An 18487-nucleotide genomic window follows, 5' to 3' on the forward strand; every position below is an offset into this window, starting at 1 on the left:
AAAGTTCTATTTCTTTTAAAATCTTTATTTTTGTACCTCTTCAAATTTTTTGAAGATTAATTTTAAATAAAATCTATACATAAAGTGTTTTACGATCATCAGCAGATAGAAAAAAAGTGGCAGAAATACTGGGAAGAAAAGCAGACATACAAAACTTCCGATACAACAGATAAACCCAAATTTTATGTTCTCGATATGTTTCCTTATCCATCAGGAGCAGGATTACACGTAGGACATCCTCTTGGATATATTGCATCTGATATTTATGCAAGGTATAAAAGACATCAGGGATTTAATGTGCTTCACCCGGTTGGTTATGACAGCTTTGGACTTCCTGCGGAACAGTATGCTATTCAAACAGGACAGCATCCTGCTATTACTACTGAACAAAACATTAACAGGTATGAAGAACAATTAAGAAAAATTGGTTTTTCATTTGATTGGAGCAGGGAAGTGAGAACTTCAGATGCTTCCTATTATAAGTGGACACAATGGATATTTATCCAGTTGTTCCATTCGTGGTACAATAAAGATACCGATAAAGCAGAGCCTATAGAAACGCTGATTCAGCATTTTGAAGAAAAAGGGACACAAGGTTTAAATGCAAATCAAAATGACGAACTTGATTTCACGGCAGAAGAGTGGAAGAATGCTTCAGATATTGATAAGGAAGATATCTTATTAAATTATCGTCTGGCTTACAGAGCTGAAACGACAGTTAACTGGTGCCCTGCTCTTGGAACAGTATTAGCCAATGATGAAGTAAAAGATGGGAAGTCTGAAAGGGGAGGTTTTCCAGTATTTCAGAAAAAGATGATGCAATGGAGTATGAGGATTTCCGCATACTCTGAGAGATTACTTCAAGGATTAAATACAATAGACTGGCCACAACCTTTAAAAGATTCGCAGGAATACTGGATTGGAAAATCCCAGGGAGCGCAGGTTCAATTCAATGTTGAGAATCACGACGAAAAGATCGAGGTTTTCACCACAAGACCTGATACTATTTTCGGAGCGACTTTCATGGTGCTTGCGCCGGAAAACCCATTAGTTGATACCATTACTACGGCTGTTCAGAAGGCTGAAGTTGATGCTTATATAGAAGAGACTTCTAAGAAAACCGAGAGGGATAGAATGTCTGATGTAAAAAACGTGAGTGGTGCATTTACCGGAAGTTATGCAATCAATCCTTTCAGCAATGAGAAGATGCCGATTTATATCTCAGATTATGTATTGATGGGATATGGAACAGGAGCTGTTATGGCAGTACCTGCTCACGATGAACGTGATCACAGATTTGCAAAAAAGTTTAATCTTGAAATTAAAAAGGTTGTTGAGACCGATGAAGATGTTCAGGAAAAATCTTTTGACTCTAAGACCAGCGTTTGTGTTAATTCAGATTTCCTGAATGGATTATCTTACGATGAGGCTAAAGCAAAAATGATTGCCGAAGTTGAGAAGCGTAATATCGGTCATGGAACTACAAATTACAGACAGCGTGATGCTATTTTCTCAAGACAGCGTTATTGGGGTGAACCGGTTCCTATATATTATAAGGATGGAATGCCATATACTTTACCAATGTCTTCTTTGCCTTTGGAGCTTCCCGAAGTTGAAAAATATTTACCAACAGAAGACGGGGATCCTCCATTAGGAAACGCTAAGTTTTTTGCGTGGGATGAGACTAATCAAAAAGTTGTAGCTACAGAATTAATCGATGAGGTTAATGTATTTCCATTAGAGTTGTCCACAATGCCTGGTTGGGCTGGAAGCTCATGGTACTTCTTAAGATATATGGATCCTCATAATGAAGAAGTTTTTGCTAAAAAAGATATCACTGATTATTGGGGACAGGTAGACCTATATATAGGAGGAAGTGAACATGCAACAGGTCACTTGCTGTATTCCCGTTTTTGGAATATGTTCCTAAAGGACAGAGGATACATCAGTCAGGATGAGCCTTTCCAGAAATTGATCAATCAGGGGATGATTTTGGGAATGAGTGCATTTGTGTATAGAATCGAAATTTTCTTTGAAAGAAATTATACTAGTAATAGTTTACAAAATGATATCTGCTTTGAAATTCCTAATACTTATGCGTCGTATAACGTATTTAAAAAGTATCAAGAATCAAATGTTCTTAATGAAGATTTAAAAGAATATGTTCATGAGCAAGAGATTAAGTATAATGATTTATATAAAAGCTCAGGGTTTACTTTGAAATTTTCTCGATTAGAGTTTACACCAATCCACGTAGATGTATCCTTATTAAAAGGAACATCTGATGAATTGGATACTGAAGCATTCAAACAATGGAGACCCGACTATGCTGATGCTGAATTTATTTTGGAAGACGGAAAGTATATTACAGATCGCGAGGTAGAGAAGATGTCCAAGTCTAAATATAATGTAGTAAATCCGGATGATATCTGTGCAGAATATGGAGCGGACGGATTAAGATTATATGAAATGTTCTTAGGACCATTGGAACAATCGAAACCATGGAATACCCAGGGACTAAGTGGAGTGTACGGATTCCTTAAAAAATTCTGGAACCTTTATTTTAACGGAGATGTATTTGAAGTTTCTGATGAAGAACCGACAAAAGCAGAATATAAAGTTCTGCATACTTTAATAAAGAAGGTGGTTTACGATATCGAAAACTTCTCTTTCAATACCTCTGTATCTTCATTTATGATCGCTGTAAATGAATTACAAAAAATAAAATGCAACAAACGCAATATTCTTGAGCCATTAGCCGTTATCATTTCTCCTTATGCACCACATATTTGTGAAGAGCTTTGGAGTTTGTTAGGACATACCGATTCTATTGAATTTGAAAAATTCCCTGAATTAATAGAATCATATTTAGTAGAAGATGAAATCGAATATCCGGTGAGTGTAAATGGTAAAATGAGGTTCAAATTATCCCTATCTGCTCAATTATCACCCGCGCAAGTAGAAGATTTGGTGATTAATGACCCCAAAATGCAACAGATTTTGGAAGGAAAAACCCCGAAAAAAATCATTGTAGTCCCTCACAGAATTGTGAATATTGTAATTTAAAAAAAAATTAACATTGGCAAATTAAAAAAAATGAAGGCTTAATTTTTTGAAATTTTTAAAGTATTTAAAAATACTGAGAAATATCATTAAAAAAAAAGAGAATAATTGATTTATCGAAATCGTAATAATATTTCGTTATCAAAAAAATGCAAAATGTTTATTTGAGACTATTGTATTTTAATTAATTTTGCCTTTAATTTACAACTTGATAAAATTTTAAAACAATATAATTTAGTTAAATATGGAAATGAATGTTTCAAAAAATGATGAGCAAGTAATTGCTAGAAAGGCAGGAGGTTTAAACCCGGCTATTATTATTCCTATTTTATTCGTTATAGGAGTTTGTATTTATTTATTCGTGCTAGGGAGTCCTGGTAACTTCAAAGATGCAGATAAACTAGGTAGTGGATCTGTAGCTTTTTCAAGTGTTGAAGGAAAAGACATTCACCCAGAGTCGTTTTTAGGTATTATCTACAAAGGAGGGGTTATCGTACCAATCTTGATTACTTTCATGATCACTGTAATCGTTTTCTCTTTTGAAAGATATTTCGTACTTGGTAAAGCAGCTGGAAAAGGAAACTTGGATAGCTTCGTTGTTCAGGTAAGAAGCTTATTAAACCAAAACAAAATTGATGAGGCTTTAGAAGAGTGCGACAGACAACAAGGTTCTGTAGGTAATGTAGTAAAAGAAGGTCTTACGACTTACAAAGCTTTATCTCATGATACGACTTTAAACAAAGAGCAAAAAATGGTGGCTCTTAACAAAGCTATCGAAGAGGCTACAACTCTTGAAATGCCAATGTTGGAAAAGAATATGATGATTCTTTCTACTTTAGGTACAGTTGCAACGTTAGTAGCACTTTTAGGAACCGTAATCGGGATGATCAAAGCATTCTTCGCATTAGGTTCAGGTGGTGGTACTCCAGATGCTGCTGCACTTTCTACAGGTATCTCTGAAGCATTGATCAACACGGCTTTAGGTATTGGTACTTCAGCTATCGCTATTATCCTTTATAACTTCTTTACATCTAAAATTGATGGATTAACTTATAAGATCGATGAGATCGCAATGAGTATCCAACAATCTTTCGCGGAATTCAACTAAGAATTTCCAGCAAGGAATTTGCATTAGCAATAAAAGAAGTTTAATTAAAAATAATAAAAATAATGGCGAGAGTCAAACCAAAAAGACATGGAGTAGTGACGGATATGACCGCGATGTGTGACGTTGCGTTCCTACTACTTACATTCTTTATATTGACCACTCAGTTTAAAAAACCTGACGTGGAGCAGATTAAACCGCCATCTTCAATATCAGAGAAGTTACTTCCTGATGCTAGTTTAATGACTATCAACGCTACTCCGGACGGGAAATTCTATTTCCAACCGGTAGAGAATGCATCAGAGAGATTACAGCTTTTAGATAAAATGGGTCAAAAATATGGTATTACTTTTGACAACAACGAAAAAGCTGCATTTCAAAAAGTACAAGCGATTGGGGTTCCAATGAACCAACTTAAAAGCTATCTTGATTTGCCAGATGACGAGCAGAAGAATTTTAAGAGTCCTACAGGGATTCCTATGGATAGTACAAATAAGCAGTTAGTAGACTGGGTACAACAAAGTTTGAGCGTAAATCCTGAATACAAATTAGCGATTAAAGGAGACGTTACTACTCAATACCCTAAAGTGAAAAGCTTATTTGAAGGTTTAAGAGATATTGATTTTCTTAAATTTTGGTTGATTACATCACAAGAAGGTAAACCTAACGAATAATATCGAGCAGAAATGGCAGAAGTACAAGTACAGGAAAAGGGCGCCAAGGGCGGCAAGGTACGTTCCAAGAAGCAGAGTACCAGAGTTGACATGACTCCGATGGTGGACTTGGGTTTTCTATTGATCACCTTCTTTATGTTCACAACCACGTTTAGTAAACCAAACGTAATGGATTTGGGTCTTCCGGCAAAACCGAAAGAAAAAGATAAAAAGCCACCTCCAACTGAAATTAAACTTTCTAACTCAATTTCTTTGTTATTGGGTAAAGACAATAAAATTTTCTGGCATCAGCAAGATAATACATCTTTAACTGATCAGAATCTGAATGAAACTACTTTTGATAGAGAAGGTGTTAGAAAGGTAATTGAGCAAGCAAAAGCAAATGCGGCAGATAAAAGTAAATTTACTGTAATTATCAAGCCGACAGATGATGCTGTATATAAAAACTTTGTTGATATTCTTGATGAAATGGCAATTACCAAAAGTGAACAATACGGGGTTACCGATTTGAAACCTTGGGAGGTAGCTATTTATAACAAGAAAGTTGGGAATAATGGAGCTGCGGCTGCACCAGCTACAAAGTAATTTAACCATAAAATTGTAAATCTATGGCAGATGAAAATGTATACAGTCAGAATCTTACTTTAGACGAGATTGTATTTGAAAATAGAAACAAAGAATATGGTGCCTATGATCTGAGACATCAGTATCCAAAGCTTCTGACAAGATCTTTTCTTATCGGAACGGCACTATTCCTGATTTTGGCTTTGTCTCCTTTTATTTATCTTACGATTAAAAGACTTACTGCACCAGAGAAGAAAGAAGTAAAAGCTGATTTGGTGGAAATTCTTCAGGAAGATAAAATTATTGAGCAGCCAAAAGAAGAAGAACCACCTCCACCACCTCCACCTCCAAAAGAAGAGAAAATCGAGGTAATTCAGAACGTGGTTCCAGAGCCTGTAAAAGCTCCGAAAATTGAAACTCCACCACCACCGATTTCTAAGCAATTAGAAACAACAACTGGTTTGCAAAATCAGGAGGGGGTTAAAGCTCCGGCTTACACACCTCCACCACCTCCACCATCAACGGGGACTAAAACTTCAACTGCTGAAGTTAAGCCTCAGGTAAGTGACACTCAGGTGTATACAGAGGTAGAGCAAACTGCAGAATTCCCAGGAGGTATTAATGCCTTTAGAAATAAAGTGTCTAGTAACTTTGACGGATCTGCAATGAATGGTGATGAAGGAACTGTAAAAGCTGAAGTAACTTTCGTTGTTGAAAGAGACGGTAGTATTACAGACGTTAAAGCGAGTGGAAAAAGCTCAGACTTTAATGCTGAAGCAGTAAGAACTATTAAGTCTATTAAGACTAAATGGGCTCCTGCTAAGATTAATGGACAATCTGTACGTTACCGTTTCAGATTACCATTAACAATGAATTTTGAAGGATAATTTTTATCTTTAAATAATAATTAAAAAAGAGAAGCATATGCTTCTCTTTTTATTTTTTTTGGTATTTTTGTTATATGATGTTCAATTGGTTATCCCTGGTTACGGGATTGTTTTATATCGTTTTAGGAATTGTAGTTATTTTTTACAAATTCTTCTTTATTATTTTAGAGCCTACTGTAGCGTACCCTCTTGGAGGTGTTATGATTCTGTATGGAATCTTTAGAATTTACAGAGCGGTTTCAAGAATAAAAAATTCAGGAAATGAAGAATAATTTTAAAGTAATCATGCTTTTTGTCTTAAGTATAGTTGCAATAAGCTGTAAAAAAGAAGACAAATCCCCATCCTATTATAAGGGAGATCTTACAATCCTTACTGATGAATCCTTTAAAAGTGTTACTGAAGCTTTAGCCGACGGATACATGATTAATTATCCCGAAGCACACCTAAAGGTAGTTACAAGGAAGGAAGACCTGGGCTTTTTAGATCTTCTGAAAGGAAAGGCCAGAGTAGCGGTAATGTCCAGAGACTTAAGTCCTGAAGAGCTTAAAGCTTTTAAAGAGCAGGTGGGTTCTAAATTTTTGCCTGCCAGATTTGCTGCTGACGCAGTTGTTTTTATTGTTCCAAAAAATTCTACTAGGACCAGTATTTCAATGGATGAAATTCAAAACGGTCTTCTTTCTGATAAAAAGGAATTTATTTTTGACGGGACTAATTCTAGTAACTTAAACTATGTTGCTCAGAAGCTTAAGAAGCAGCCTAAAGATCTCCAATTTTCTGTGATTCCAGGTAGTGAAAATATCATAGAACAGCTCAATAAATATCCCGATAAAATTGGTGTCATAGGTCTTAATACCTTTAGCCGCCCTTATGATAAAACTTCTGAAAAATTAAGGGATATGGTTAAAATATTGCCGGTTGAAAACAAAGGAAAATTATATACTCCGGATTCTGCAGGACTGCGTGAAATGAAATATCCTTTTACTAGAGTTTTGTATTTTTTAACAAATGAAGGAAACTTTAACATTGCCAATGGTTTCATCAGATATTCATGTACCCAATTAGGGCAAATGATTGTGCAGAAGGAAGGTTTGCAACCCTACAATATTTACAAAAGAGAGGTGCAAATGCGTTAAAAAATATTAAATTGACTTTATCCCCCAAATAAATACACTATTTTGGTCTGAAAATTGTGTATAATATTACTCGATTTAGAAAATATAAAATGAAAGATATAATGATTATGAATGTAAAAAAGATTGCTTTTGGAGCAGCGGTGGTATTTTTTGCCAATTTTTCGTTTGCACAAACATTGCAAGATGGTATTAACAGTATCGACAGTGATAAATTTGCCCAGGCAAAGACTCAGTTCACCGATATGATTGCTAAAGCTCCTACTGCTGAAAACTATTTCTATTTAGGAAATACTTTTCTAAGACAAGGTGAGCCGGATTTTGCTAAAGCAACTGAAAGCTTCAATAAAGGTCTTGCAGCAGATAGCAAAAGCTATTTAAACAAGATCGGATTGGCAGCTGTAAAGCTTGGAAAAGGTGATAAGGCAGCTGTTGCAGAAATACAGAAAATTGTTAGCGATTCAAGAGAAAAAGATGCTGAAGTATTGTTCAGAGCTGCAGAGGCTTTAACTTTATTTGAGAAAAATAACTCTCCTGATCTTGCCATTCAATTCCTTAATAAGGCAATTGAAAGGGCACAGAAAAAAGAAGTTCCTGCGAATTATTACTATACACTGGGAGACGCTTACAGATTGAAAAAAATCCCTGGTGATGCTATGACTGCTTATGATAAAGCGTTACCTCTGGCTAAAAATAAAGCTTCTGTTTATACCAGAATGGGTACCTTATGGATGGCTGCTCAGCAATGGAAATTAGCTAAAGAGAATATTGATAAAGCAATTGCTGTAGATGCTACATATGCACCTGCTTATAAAGCTTTGGCTGCCTATGATATTAAATATCAGCAAAATGATAAAGCGACTCAGGACTTGATCAATTATACTAAATATGCGGATGAAGATCCATATACACAATTAGAAATCGCTAAGCTTTATTTTACAAACGAAGATTATAACAATTCAAGAACTGTTTTAGATAAGATCTTTGATAAAATTGATGATCCTATTAAATTCAAATTGAGAGCTTATCAATTATATTCTGAAGGTAAATATGCAGATGCTAAGCAAAACATGGATACTTTCGTTTCTCAGGCGGATAAATCAAGAGTACAACCTGCTGACCAGGGATTACAAGGTTTAATTGCCGCTGGATTGGCTAAGGATGAAAAAGATGCAGCAAAGAAAACTGCTTTAACAACTGAAGCTCAGCAGAAAATAGCTATCGCAAAAGCTGCAAAAGATGAAACAATGAAATGGGATATGGAATTAGCTAAGATTGCCGGAGGAGGAGCTTCTCAGGGATCAGCTGATGCAGGACCTACAAACCCTACCATTGAAGGATTAAAGCAAAAAGTCGCAGCTAATGCACAGGATACAGATTCATTATTCAAATTAGCGACTGCTTACCAGGATGTTAAAAACTGGAACGGAGCTATATTAACATGGCAGAAAATGAGTACACTTCTTCCTGATTGGGCTCCTGCTTATTACAGTTTAGGTTATTCTTACCAACAAGCTGGGAATAATGATGCTGCGAAAATAGCGTATGAAAAATTCATCACTACTGTAAAGCCTGCTGATGTAGAGGCTAATAAGCAAACTTTAGCTTATGCTTACTTTGCCGTAGCTTATATGAGCAAAGATTCTGATCTTGCTAAAGCTAAAGATTATGTTGCTAAGTCTGTTCAGTTGGATCCGACTTATCAGGATGCTGTTAAACTTAACGGTGAGATCAATAAGTAATTTAAAATTTAAATTATATATATTAACTTCCCATTCATAATGTTTGGGAAGTTTTTATTTTAAGCCTTATCTTTGAAAAATATGAAAACAGACATACTTGCTTTTGGAGCGCATCCTGATGACGTAGAACTGGGTTGTGGAGGTACCATTGCCAAATTGATATCAGAAGGAAAAAAATGTGTTATTGTAGATCTTACAAAAGGTGAACTGGGAACAAGAGGAACAGACGAAACCAGAAAAATGGAGGCTGCTGAATCTGCAAAAATTCTTGGGGTTTCCGCAAGGGAAAATTTAGGTATGAAAGACGGGTTTCTTGTTAATTCAGAAGAGTATCAGATGAAGATTGTAAAAATGATCCGCAAATACCGCCCGGAAATCGTCTTAGCCAATGCGATTGATGATAGACATCCGGATCATGCAAAAGGAGCGAAATTAGTTTCCGATGCATGCTTTTTAGCTGGTCTTAGAAAGGTGGAGACTGTAGAAGGAGGAGAAAGTCAGGACATATGGAGGCCTAAGCATATTTTTCATTATATCCAGTGGAAACATATTCAACCTGAATTTGTAATTGATATCTCAAATTATCTTGATAAGAAAATTGAAGCATGTCTTGCATTTAAAACTCAGTTTTATGATCCGAATTCTACCGAACCGGTAACTCCGATTGCTACAAAAGACTTTCTGGAAAGTTTAACATACAGAGCTCAGGATTTAGGGCGTCTATCGGGAGTTGCTTACGCTGAGGGATTTACGACAGAGAAGTTAATTGCTTTGAAAAATTTTGAAGGAATTGTTTTGTAATTAAAAAATCTTTCCTATATTTGCAACCACAAAACGGTGATTGTAGCTCAGTTGGTTAGAGCGTCGGATTGTGGTTCCGAAGGTCGTGGGTTCGAGACCCATCATTCACCCAAAGAAAGTACACTTTTAAAGTGTACTTTTTTATTTTATACCTTTCTGATGTTTCATTTTTTTATCCAAAAAAATATCAAAAACTTTTAATTTTATTTTAGGATCAGGATAGATTTTTATTTTGATGCTGTTTTAAGGGGAATACTTGATTGAAATAGAATGTGAAGTGATAAATATTAGGAGAATACTTTAGAAGGAGTTTTATAGCATATTTCTAACATATTACTGTTAATGAGTGGTACATCATAATTAGTATTTAAAAGTACCCTTTTGCCCATCTTTAAATTCATTGTCCTTAGAATAATCCTGTAAAAAAATAGACATAAAAAAAGCACCTTTTTTCAGATGCTTGTGTTTTTAGATATTCTTTTTTTATACTTCGTCGTCAGAATCTATAGTATAAGATTTGCTTTTGAAGTCTTTGTCATGTTTTTCTGAAATTACATCCTCACCCTTTTCATTAATGATGAAATCTGTTGACTCATTGAACATTTCCTGGAAACTCTTAAAATCTTCTTTGTAAAGGTAAATTTTGTGTTTTTCAAATGTAGCCTCTCCATTTTCACCGAAGTTCTTTTTACTTTCGGTAATCGTAAGATAATAATCCCCCGCTTTCGTCTCACGCACATCAAAGAAATATGTTCTTCTTCCTGCTTTTAACACCTTCGTGAAAATTTCATTTTCATGGCGTTCCTTGTATTCACTCATTGTTAGATATTTTTTAATCTTGTTAAGAACAAATATAAAAGATTTCTTTTAATCACAAAATTTTTTTTATGATTTATTTAACAATTTTGAATGAATCGGCTAAGCAGTTACAGAATTGGTAATTTCAGTAAGATTAAGGATTTTGTCAGCTCTTTGTGCGCTAGACTCTCTGTGTGTGATAATTATGGAGGTTGCATTGTGGATTTTTGACTCAATATTTTGCAGTATATTTTGTTCGGTTTCGGTATCTAATGCAGATAAAGAATCATCAAAAATAATGATATTTGGATCCTTAATTAGGGCTCTGGCGATACAAATTCTTTGCTTTTGTCCTCCCGAAAGCATCACTCCACGCTCTCCAACCGTTGTTTTATACTGTTCTTTAAATCCTATGATGTTTTTATGAACGTCTGCGATTTTAGCATATTCTACTACTTTCTCATGGGACGGATGGTCGATCGCAAATCCAATATTATTTTCTATAGTATCCGAGAATAAATAGCTCTCCTGAGGAATATAGCCAATAAAATCCCTGTACACTTCGAGATTGTGGTCCTTAAGATTTTTCCCGTCAATCAGAATTTCACCTTCAGTAGGGTCTATCAAACGGCATAGCAATAAGGCGATCGTAGATTTTCCGCTTCCTGTTTTCCCCATAATCGCCAATGATTGTCCCGCATTAATTGTAAAGCTTAAATTTTCTAAAGCTTTTATTCCTGTGTTAGGGTACACATATGAAACATTTCTAAATTCAATATCTCCCTTGATTTTATACTGATCAGAATTTTTGTTAATGATTTCAGATTTTTTATCCAAAAACTCATTAATCCTCTGCATGGAGGCTTCTGCTCTTTGATTGACAGATGTTACCCATCCTACCATTGAAAAGGGAAATATAAGAGTGTTGATGTACATGAAAAAGTCGGCTATTTTACCAATACTCAATTGTCCTGCAATGTATTTTTGTCCACCTATAACAATGATGGCTACGTTAAGCAATCCGATTACAAATAAAATAATGGTGAAAAAATAGGCTTCTGTCTTTGCCAGATCTAATGCCTTGTCCTGATAGTCGGTTACTTTTACCCCGTAATTCTTTTTGATGTAATTTTCTCTCGCAAAGAATTTTACAACTCTTATTCCCGAAAAGCTATCCTGCACAAAAGTTGAAATGCCGGATTGGCTTTTCTGCATTATTTTTGACTTCTTGTTAATGATTGAGCTTACTTTAAAAATAAGGTATGATAAGATCGGAAGCGGCAGTAAAGTCCACAAAGTCATGGACACATCCGTTTTTATCATGTAGATGCTTGTAATAAGAAGCAAAACCAATAAATTAACGACATACATTACTCCTGGTCCCAGATACATTCTTACTGCTACAATATCCTCGCTCAACCGGTTCATGAGGTCACCGATAGTCGTCTGCTTATAGTCTGTAAGGGAAAGCTCCTGATAGTGTCTGTAGATTTTATTTTTAAGCTCATATTCAATTCTCCTTGACGCTACAATAATGGTCTGTCTCATCATGAAAGTAAAGAATCCCGTCAATAACGAACAACCAACAATTATGGCAACGTAAATTAATACCTGCCTGTTGAATCCCATTTGTCCGTTTTTGGTAAGTTCATCAACCGATTTTCCTACAAACTGAACTTTATATGTATTAAAAAAATTACTGGCAATGATAAATAACAGCCCCCAAAACAACAATATCTTGTGTTTCCAAAAGTAGGGGTTCAGGGTTTTTAAAGCTTTCATATAGTTTTACAAAATTACAAAAATACCTTCACACTACGAATTCGATAAATTTTAAATTTTGTATCTTTGCACCCATAAAAAGCTCTTTGAATGTTAGGAAGAAGACAAATCCGTGAAAAAGTGGTGGAAAATGTGTATTCATACTACCAGAATCCGATTAAATTTGATGTTTTAGAGAAAAACATGTTTTCGGGTATAGAGAAAATCTATCATCTCTATATTTACCAACTGAATTTTTTAGTAGGTCTAAAGGCGCTTGCTGAAAACCAGATGGAAATTGGGAAGAAAAAATATCTGAAAACAGATTCTGATATTAATCCCAACCAGAAATTTATTAACAATCAGGTGTTGATCAAACTAGAGGAAAACCCTGAGAGGCTATTCTTTACAGGGCAACATAAAGAATTGAAATGGGATTTACATGATGATCTATTGGTAAAAACTTTCCAGAGAATTACAGCAGGGAAACGTTACCAGGATTTCATGAAAGTAGAAGAATATTCTTTTGAAGAGGACCAGAAGTTTATCGGAAAATTATTTTTGCGCTATATCGCTGAAAATGAAGATTTTCATGATTACCTTGGAGACAAGGAACTCACCTGGTCTGATGATATTCACATTTCCAATTCAATGGTTCAAAAGACAATTGGATTTCTGAAAGAAGATGAAGAAAGCAGAACATTAATCAAAATGATCAAGGATGAAGATGATAAGGCTTTTGCAGCTAAACTTCTAAGAGATACTTTGAACAATTGGGAAAATAATGAAAAGAAACTAAGTGAAAGATTGGAAAACTGGGATTTGGAAAGAGTTTCTTTAATGGATAAAGTTATTTTGTCTACCGCTATATCGGAACTTGATAATTTTCCTTTTACACCTTCAAGAGTTATTATCAATGAATATATTGAAATTGCTAAAGTATTTGCTACAGACAGATCCAATATCTTCATTAACGGAATTTTAGATAAATATTGTAAAGATCAAAATAGAATTTAACATGAAAAAGACGTTATCAATTATCGCTTTGTCTATTATAGGCTTTGGTTTAGTTTCTTGTAAAAAAGAAAACAAAGAGGCTCAAACTGCTGAATCTGTAGCAACAGATTCCTCTGCTGCTGCAACAACTCCCGCTGATTCTGCGGTAGCTCCTGCAACAACAGAAGCGGCAACTCCGGCTCAATCTAACCAACCTTCAACTTCACTTGCTTTATCTGAAAGCAACTTCGATTTTGGAAATATCAAAAAAGGAGATAAAGTAGAGCATGTTTATGAAGTAACCAATACAGGTAAAAATCCATTGGTAATTTCTGAAGTTAAGCCTGGATGTGGATGTACAGCTCCTGACTTTACTAAAGAGCCTATTTTACCAGGTAAAAAAGGAAAGATTACCTTACATTTTGATTCTTCAAGTTTCGATGGAAATGTTCAGAAATATGCTGACGTATATGCGAACGTAGAAAAATCTCCAATTAAATTAACATTCACTGCGAATATTCAACCTTAATTAAAATGAATACATTAACCATTTTTTTACAGGCACAGCCGGCAGGAGGATCATCTTCAATGATGCTGATCATGATGGGTGTGATGTTTGTAGGTTTTTATTTCTTAATGATAAGGCCACAAATGAAAAAACAGAAGCAGGAGAAAACCTTTCAGGAAAATCTGAAAGTAGGAAGCAGGGTAGTACTAACTTCAGGCCTTCATGGAAGAATTGCTCAAATCCAGGATGATGGTTTTGTTATTGAAACATTATCAGGAAAGTTAAAGTTCGAAAAAGCGGCTGTATCAAGAGAATTTACAGACAATCGTTTTGGAGAAAAAGCAACTAAAGCAGCTGAAAAAACTGCTGAGAAAAAAGAAATTGATACTGAAAAGAAATAATTTTTTAGTTTAAAAGATAATATAACCGGCGCGGCGAACTTTGTTCACCGCGCCGGTCTTTTATATAGAGATAAGCCGACAAAAATGGTAACCAATAAATTCCTGTTGGCATTAAATCCTTACTATTTTTATAGTTTTAAATTATCTTTGTCCTATGAAGCAAAATATACACAAAACAGTTCTTATTTTAGGAGCAAATTCTGATGTTGCAAAACAATCTTTTAAGCAGTATCTGCAAAAAGGATACTCCGTAATTGCGGCTTCCAGAAATACGGACTCGCTGGAAAATTTTGTTAAAGAAAATCAATTAGATCAAGCGAACATTAAGATTATATATTTTGATGCTTCCGATTTTGCTTCGCATCAGCAATTTTATGATAACCTGGTGATAAAACCTGCTATTGTAGTTTATGCAGCCGGATTTCTGGTTGAAAATCAAAATGCTTTGCTTGATTTTAAAGGTGCATACCAGATGATGCAGGTAAACTATATGGGTGGGGTTTCAATTCTTAATATTATTGCTATGGACAAAAGTAATAATAACCTTGAGAGAATTATCGGACTTTCTTCACTTTCCGGAGTAAGAGGAAGAAAAAGCAATTTTATATATGGAAGCACAAAATCTGCCTTCACACAATATTTAGCCGGTCTCCGACAGGAATTATCTTCAAGAAATATTATTGTCAATGCATTGGTCATTGGATATATTCGTACTAAAATGAATACAGGTTTTAAGCTTACGGAATCCCTGATAATGGAACCGGATTATGTTGCGGAATTTGTGGTCAATGCAGGGAGCTCATTTACTATAGTCCCGAATTTTAAATGGAAAATTATTTATTTTATTTTGAAAATTTTGCCTGAAAGTATGGTGGCAAAATTACCATGATATTTTTCGCTGAATTTTTATTTTTCTAAATAAATTTTAATTAAACTCTTAAATCTGTTTATTTTTAATTTTTAAGTCTCAAAAAGACTACTCTTTTTCAAAAAAGGAGTACGGTATAGAAATTGGAAATCATTCTTTTTTTCAGTATTTTTAAAATCTGAAATGATTCTTTTACCTGAATAAATTTCGAAAAATGATCATTGAGTGCACCTGAACAGGTCGTTCTGCTATCCAATACTTTTTATTATATAGATTACTTTAAACCAGGGTTTAAGGTTAATTTTTTTATGGTATGTGGATCGTTTCAGGATTTATCAGAAAAATAACATATCAATTTAAATAAATACAAAAATGGATGATTTAAAATTAGACAACGTTCAACAACAGTGGGACACCTTCTTGACCTCAGCTATTGCATGGGCACCGAAAATTATTACAGCTGTGATTTCAGCATTCCTGATATATCTGGTAGGATCGTGGATGATCAGGATGATTAAAAGACTTGTTGAAAAAGCCTTTAAAAGGCGTAATATGGAGCCGTCCTTACAGCTTTTTTTATTAAATATTATCAATTGGGGACTTAATATCCTGCTCTTTATTGTAGTGGTTACACAATTAGGAGTACAGACTTCAGCCTTTGTCGCCATGATAGGTGCTGCCGGATTAGCGGTTGGATTGGCTTTACAGGGATCTTTAACGAATTTTGCGGGAGGCATTCTTATTTTATTATTAAAACCATTTAAGATCGGAGACTTTATTTCGGCAAGTTCCGGAGTATCCGGAACGGTAAATGCAATAGACGTTTTCCATACAAGGCTTATTACGCCTCAGAATCAGTTGATCGTAATCCCTAATGGTGAAATCTCTAACAAGAGTATTACCAATTATACGCAGTTGGGAACAAGAAAAACGTGGTTTGATATAGGAGTTTCTTATAATGCAGATCTAAAGCAAGCTAAAGAAATACTGCTGGAGGCAATACATCAGAATGAATATGCTCTTAAGGAACCAGCGCCACAAGTAGTTGTTACCGAGCTAGGAGATAGTGCAGTGAATTTGTCTGTAAGGGTAATGACCACTAATGAAAATTTCTGGGCAATGAATGAAGAATTGATTATAGCTTGTAAGGCAGCCCTTGATAAGGCAGGAATTGAAATTCCTTTTCCACAAAGGGATGTACATGTATTTAATAATAACTAAAAACCTTATAATGAAAAACCTGCATTGATAAAATGCAGGTTTTTTTATTTCATCAAGGCGTTGATTTATCCTAAATTCTGCAATAAATCTAATGCCTTCATCATATCTATTTCCTTTCCTAAAACCGGTTTAAATAAATCTCCTTTTTCTTTAATCCTGTCAAGTGCGTTGTGGATATTGAAATCTGTAGGTTTTAATCCGGGCTTTAATTCTTCCCATGCAATCGGCATAGAAACCGAAGCTCCCGGTTTTGGACGTAAGCTGTAAGCACTTGCCAACGTTTGTCCTGTTCTGTTTTGAAGGTAATCCAGATAGATTTTCTTATCATCCCTTTTTTGAAGGCTTCTTTCTAAGGTGGTTATTTTAGGAAGTTTTTCATTGACCTGTTTCATGACAATATGAGCAAAATCCTTTACCTGATCGAATTCATAATTACCTCCCATAGGAATATAGATGTGAATTCCGGTACTTCCTGATGTTTTACAATACCCTTTCACTTTAATTGACTTCAGTACTTCATTTACCTGTAAAGCGGTTTCAATAACATCATCAAATGTATTTTTTTTAGAGGGATCGAGATCAAGCACTAAATAATCGGGATGTTCAAGATCAGGGAGTGAACTGTTCCAAGGGTTGAGATCTATACAACCTAGATTATTAAGATAAGCGAGTGTGGCTTTATCATTACAGTAGATATAATCAATGTACTTATCGTTGGATTCAGAATAAACCTGTGTTGTTTTTACCCATTCCGGAGTATTGTCACTGGCATCTTTCTGATAAAAACCTTGTTCTTCAATTCCGTTTGGGAAACGGTTTAAGGATAACGGACGGTTTTTCAGATGCGGTAAAATATATCTGGCAACGGATTGATAGTATTCAATTACATCTCCTTTTGATATATCATCATCCGGAAAATATATTTTATCTTGATTTGTCAATTTTACTTTATGCTTATCTAAAGTAACTTCCTTTTCTTTTTCTGTATTTTTTGATGATGTGGTGGCTTTCATTTTTTTAGGTTTTTCATTTTTTTGGTTCACTTTATTGGCGGAATCATTGATTTCTTCCGGGTTTTTATCCTCCCGGATCGTGATAAAAACAGGATGTCTGAAAATTCCGTCCTTGGTGATTTCAGAATATTTGATTTCACAAACCAGTTTCGGTTCTACCCATGTGACTGGCATATTGGTTTTGGGGATCTTGTCAAACGGTGAATTTTTTATGGTTAACTTTTCCAAACGCTGATGAAGTTGATGCAAAGATTCACTATTGAATCCCGTTCCTGTATGTCCGGAGTAAATGAGCTCTCCACCTTTATATTTTCCTAATATCAATGCTCCGAAGCCTTTTCTGGAACCTCTGGGTTCTGTGAATCCACAGATAATGACTTCTTCAGTACTGGTGAATTTTATTTTTAACCAATCAGAAGTTCTATGATTTTCAACATACTGGCTATCGGATTTTTTTGCGATCATGCCTTCAAGTTGCATTTTTTCCATCTGATTGAAAAAACTGATTCCATTTTCAGGGATATGGTCACAATATTTAATCATTTCTGTTTCTACCAATGCTTCTTTTAACAGCTCTTTTCTTTGCAATAATGGGAGTTGTTCGGTAGAATGACCATTCAGCCAAAGCAGATCAAAAACCTGATATACAAGGGCGAGATCAGGATTATCACCAATCTGTTGTAATAGTTGGAAATTGGGCTTTCCGTTTTCGTCATAGGCCACAATTTCTCCATCCAAAATCATTTTTTGCTTTTGAAGACTAAAGTCTTGGGTAACTTTTCTGAATTTTGATAAAAAAGAAATTCCGTTTCTTGAATAAAATAAAGGATCATTTTTGCTCAGATCGGCTATAGCCCTGTAGCCGTCCCATTTGATTTCAAAGATCCATTCCGGGGAATCAAATGCTTTTTCATAGGACTTCGCCAACATAGGCTTAATGAAAGAGGTAAGCTT

The 18487-nt window shown here is 35.0% G+C and carries 17 protein-coding genes and 1 tRNA gene; 15 read left to right on the forward strand and 3 right to left on the reverse strand.

Annotated features, from left to right (window positions below; genetic code table 11):
• Positions 1-84 precede the first annotated feature (84 nt).
• The 10 genes from AC0INN_RS20750 to AC0INN_RS20795 all read left to right on the forward strand — a co-directional run bounded on the left by AC0INN_RS20750 (position 85) and on the right by AC0INN_RS20795 (position 10078).
• Entirely contained in the window at positions 85-3066 is a 2982-nt protein-coding gene (locus AC0INN_RS20750) for a leucine--tRNA ligase (RefSeq protein ID WP_273649690.1), read from the forward strand.
• A 241-nt stretch (positions 3067-3307) separates the two neighbouring features.
• Positions 3308-4171: a MotA/TolQ/ExbB proton channel family protein gene (locus tag AC0INN_RS20755; protein ID WP_172280800.1), complete on the forward strand. Its 864-nt coding sequence runs from the start codon at positions 3308-3310 to the stop codon at positions 4169-4171.
• Positions 4172-4233: 62 nt separating this feature from the next.
• Positions 4234-4842 (forward strand): ExbD/TolR family protein, encoded by a 609-nt coding sequence (locus tag AC0INN_RS20760; protein WP_172280798.1) that lies wholly within the window; start codon positions 4234-4236, stop codon positions 4840-4842.
• 12 nt (positions 4843-4854) lie between these two features.
• Complete coding sequence (locus tag AC0INN_RS20765) at positions 4855-5427, forward strand: ExbD/TolR family protein (protein WP_172280796.1); 573 nt, start codon at positions 4855-4857, stop codon at positions 5425-5427.
• A 23-nt stretch (positions 5428-5450) separates the two neighbouring features.
• Positions 5451-6293: an energy transducer TonB gene (locus tag AC0INN_RS20770; RefSeq protein WP_172280794.1), complete on the forward strand. Its 843-nt coding sequence runs from the start codon at positions 5451-5453 to the stop codon at positions 6291-6293.
• A gap of 74 nt (positions 6294-6367) precedes the next feature.
• Positions 6368-6565, forward strand: coding sequence for a DUF308 domain-containing protein (locus AC0INN_RS20775; RefSeq protein ID WP_373428030.1), 198 nt, complete (start codon positions 6368-6370; stop codon positions 6563-6565).
• Positions 6555-7427 (forward strand): PstS family phosphate ABC transporter substrate-binding protein, encoded by an 873-nt coding sequence (locus AC0INN_RS20780; protein ID WP_273649685.1) that lies wholly within the window; start codon positions 6555-6557, stop codon positions 7425-7427. Before AC0INN_RS20775 ends, AC0INN_RS20780 begins: the two co-directional genes overlap by 11 nt.
• Before the next feature lie 89 nt (positions 7428-7516).
• Entirely contained in the window at positions 7517-9166 is a 1650-nt protein-coding gene (locus tag AC0INN_RS20785; RefSeq protein WP_273649683.1) for a tetratricopeptide repeat protein, read from the forward strand.
• Positions 9167-9247: 81 nt separating this feature from the next.
• Positions 9248-9967, forward strand: coding sequence for a bacillithiol biosynthesis deacetylase BshB1 (gene bshB1 / locus AC0INN_RS20790; RefSeq protein ID WP_306614936.1), 720 nt, complete (start codon positions 9248-9250; stop codon positions 9965-9967).
• 35 nt (positions 9968-10002) lie between these two features.
• A tRNA-His gene (locus AC0INN_RS20795) sits at positions 10003-10078 on the forward strand.
• Between the two features lie 372 nt (positions 10079-10450).
• On the opposite strand, the gene AC0INN_RS20800 is transcribed toward AC0INN_RS20795, so the two are convergent.
• Both AC0INN_RS20800 and AC0INN_RS20805 read right to left on the reverse strand, forming a co-directional pair.
• Positions 10451-10786, reverse strand: coding sequence for a DUF3276 family protein (locus tag AC0INN_RS20800; RefSeq protein WP_034679055.1), 336 nt, complete (start codon positions 10784-10786; stop codon positions 10451-10453).
• Positions 10787-10885: 99 nt separating this feature from the next.
• Positions 10886-12547: an ABC transporter ATP-binding protein gene (locus tag AC0INN_RS20805; protein WP_273649677.1), complete on the reverse strand. Its 1662-nt coding sequence runs from the start codon at positions 12545-12547 to the stop codon at positions 10886-10888.
• A 90-nt stretch (positions 12548-12637) separates the two neighbouring features.
• Between AC0INN_RS20805 and AC0INN_RS20810 the strand changes: the two genes are divergently transcribed.
• From AC0INN_RS20810 to AC0INN_RS20830, 5 genes are all read left to right on the forward strand, one after another.
• Positions 12638-13543, forward strand: coding sequence for a transcription antitermination protein NusB (locus AC0INN_RS20810; protein ID WP_172280784.1), 906 nt, complete (start codon positions 12638-12640; stop codon positions 13541-13543).
• Position 13544: 1 nt separating this feature from the next.
• A complete protein-coding gene (locus AC0INN_RS20815; protein WP_273649674.1) occupies positions 13545-14051 on the forward strand; it encodes a DUF1573 domain-containing protein in 507 nt (168 codons plus the stop codon).
• A 5-nt stretch (positions 14052-14056) separates the two neighbouring features.
• Entirely contained in the window at positions 14057-14431 is a 375-nt protein-coding gene (gene yajC / locus AC0INN_RS20820) for a preprotein translocase subunit YajC (RefSeq protein ID WP_172280780.1), read from the forward strand.
• 154 nt (positions 14432-14585) lie between these two features.
• Positions 14586-15320: an SDR family NAD(P)-dependent oxidoreductase gene (locus tag AC0INN_RS20825; RefSeq protein ID WP_306614940.1), complete on the forward strand. Its 735-nt coding sequence runs from the start codon at positions 14586-14588 to the stop codon at positions 15318-15320.
• 351 nt (positions 15321-15671) lie between these two features.
• Positions 15672-16520: a mechanosensitive ion channel family protein gene (locus AC0INN_RS20830; RefSeq protein WP_273649669.1), complete on the forward strand. Its 849-nt coding sequence runs from the start codon at positions 15672-15674 to the stop codon at positions 16518-16520.
• A gap of 65 nt (positions 16521-16585) precedes the next feature.
• Here AC0INN_RS20830 and ligD read toward each other — a convergent pair whose 3' ends face one another.
• Entirely contained in the window at positions 16586-18463 is a 1878-nt protein-coding gene (gene ligD / locus AC0INN_RS20835; protein WP_273649667.1) for a DNA ligase D, read from the reverse strand.
• Positions 18464-18487: the final 24 nt, after the last annotated feature.

Source organism: Chryseobacterium subflavum (genome assembly GCF_055762745.1).

Coding starts and splice junctions, on each gene's coding strand:
- AC0INN_RS20755 (WP_172280800.1), top strand. CDS start 3,308: ATGGAAATGAATGTTTCAAAAAATGATGAGCAAGTAATTGCTAGAAAG.
- AC0INN_RS20760 (WP_172280798.1), top strand. CDS start 4,234: ATGGCGAGAGTCAAACCAAAAAGACATGGAGTAGTGACGGATATGACC.
- AC0INN_RS20765 (WP_172280796.1), top strand. CDS start 4,855: ATGGCAGAAGTACAAGTACAGGAAAAGGGCGCCAAGGGCGGCAAGGTA.
- AC0INN_RS20770 (WP_172280794.1), top strand. CDS start 5,451: ATGGCAGATGAAAATGTATACAGTCAGAATCTTACTTTAGACGAGATT.
- AC0INN_RS20775 (WP_373428030.1), top strand. CDS start 6,368: ATGATGTTCAATTGGTTATCCCTGGTTACGGGATTGTTTTATATCGTT.
- AC0INN_RS20780 (WP_273649685.1), top strand. CDS start 6,555: ATGAAGAATAATTTTAAAGTAATCATGCTTTTTGTCTTAAGTATAGTT.
- AC0INN_RS20785 (WP_273649683.1), top strand. CDS start 7,517: ATGAAAGATATAATGATTATGAATGTAAAAAAGATTGCTTTTGGAGCA.
- bshB1 (WP_306614936.1), top strand. CDS start 9,248: ATGAAAACAGACATACTTGCTTTTGGAGCGCATCCTGATGACGTAGAA.
- AC0INN_RS20800 (WP_034679055.1), bottom strand. CDS start 10,786: ATGAGTGAATACAAGGAACGCCATGAAAATGAAATTTTCACGAAGGTG.
- AC0INN_RS20805 (WP_273649677.1), bottom strand. CDS start 12,547: ATGAAAGCTTTAAAAACCCTGAACCCCTACTTTTGGAAACACAAGATA.
- AC0INN_RS20810 (WP_172280784.1), top strand. CDS start 12,638: ATGTTAGGAAGAAGACAAATCCGTGAAAAAGTGGTGGAAAATGTGTAT.
- AC0INN_RS20815 (WP_273649674.1), top strand. CDS start 13,545: ATGAAAAAGACGTTATCAATTATCGCTTTGTCTATTATAGGCTTTGGT.
- yajC (WP_172280780.1), top strand. CDS start 14,057: ATGAATACATTAACCATTTTTTTACAGGCACAGCCGGCAGGAGGATCA.
- AC0INN_RS20825 (WP_306614940.1), top strand. CDS start 14,586: ATGAAGCAAAATATACACAAAACAGTTCTTATTTTAGGAGCAAATTCT.
- AC0INN_RS20830 (WP_273649669.1), top strand. CDS start 15,672: ATGGATGATTTAAAATTAGACAACGTTCAACAACAGTGGGACACCTTC.
- ligD (WP_273649667.1), bottom strand. CDS start 18,463: ATGTTGGCGAAGTCCTATGAAAAAGCATTTGATTCCCCGGAATGGATC.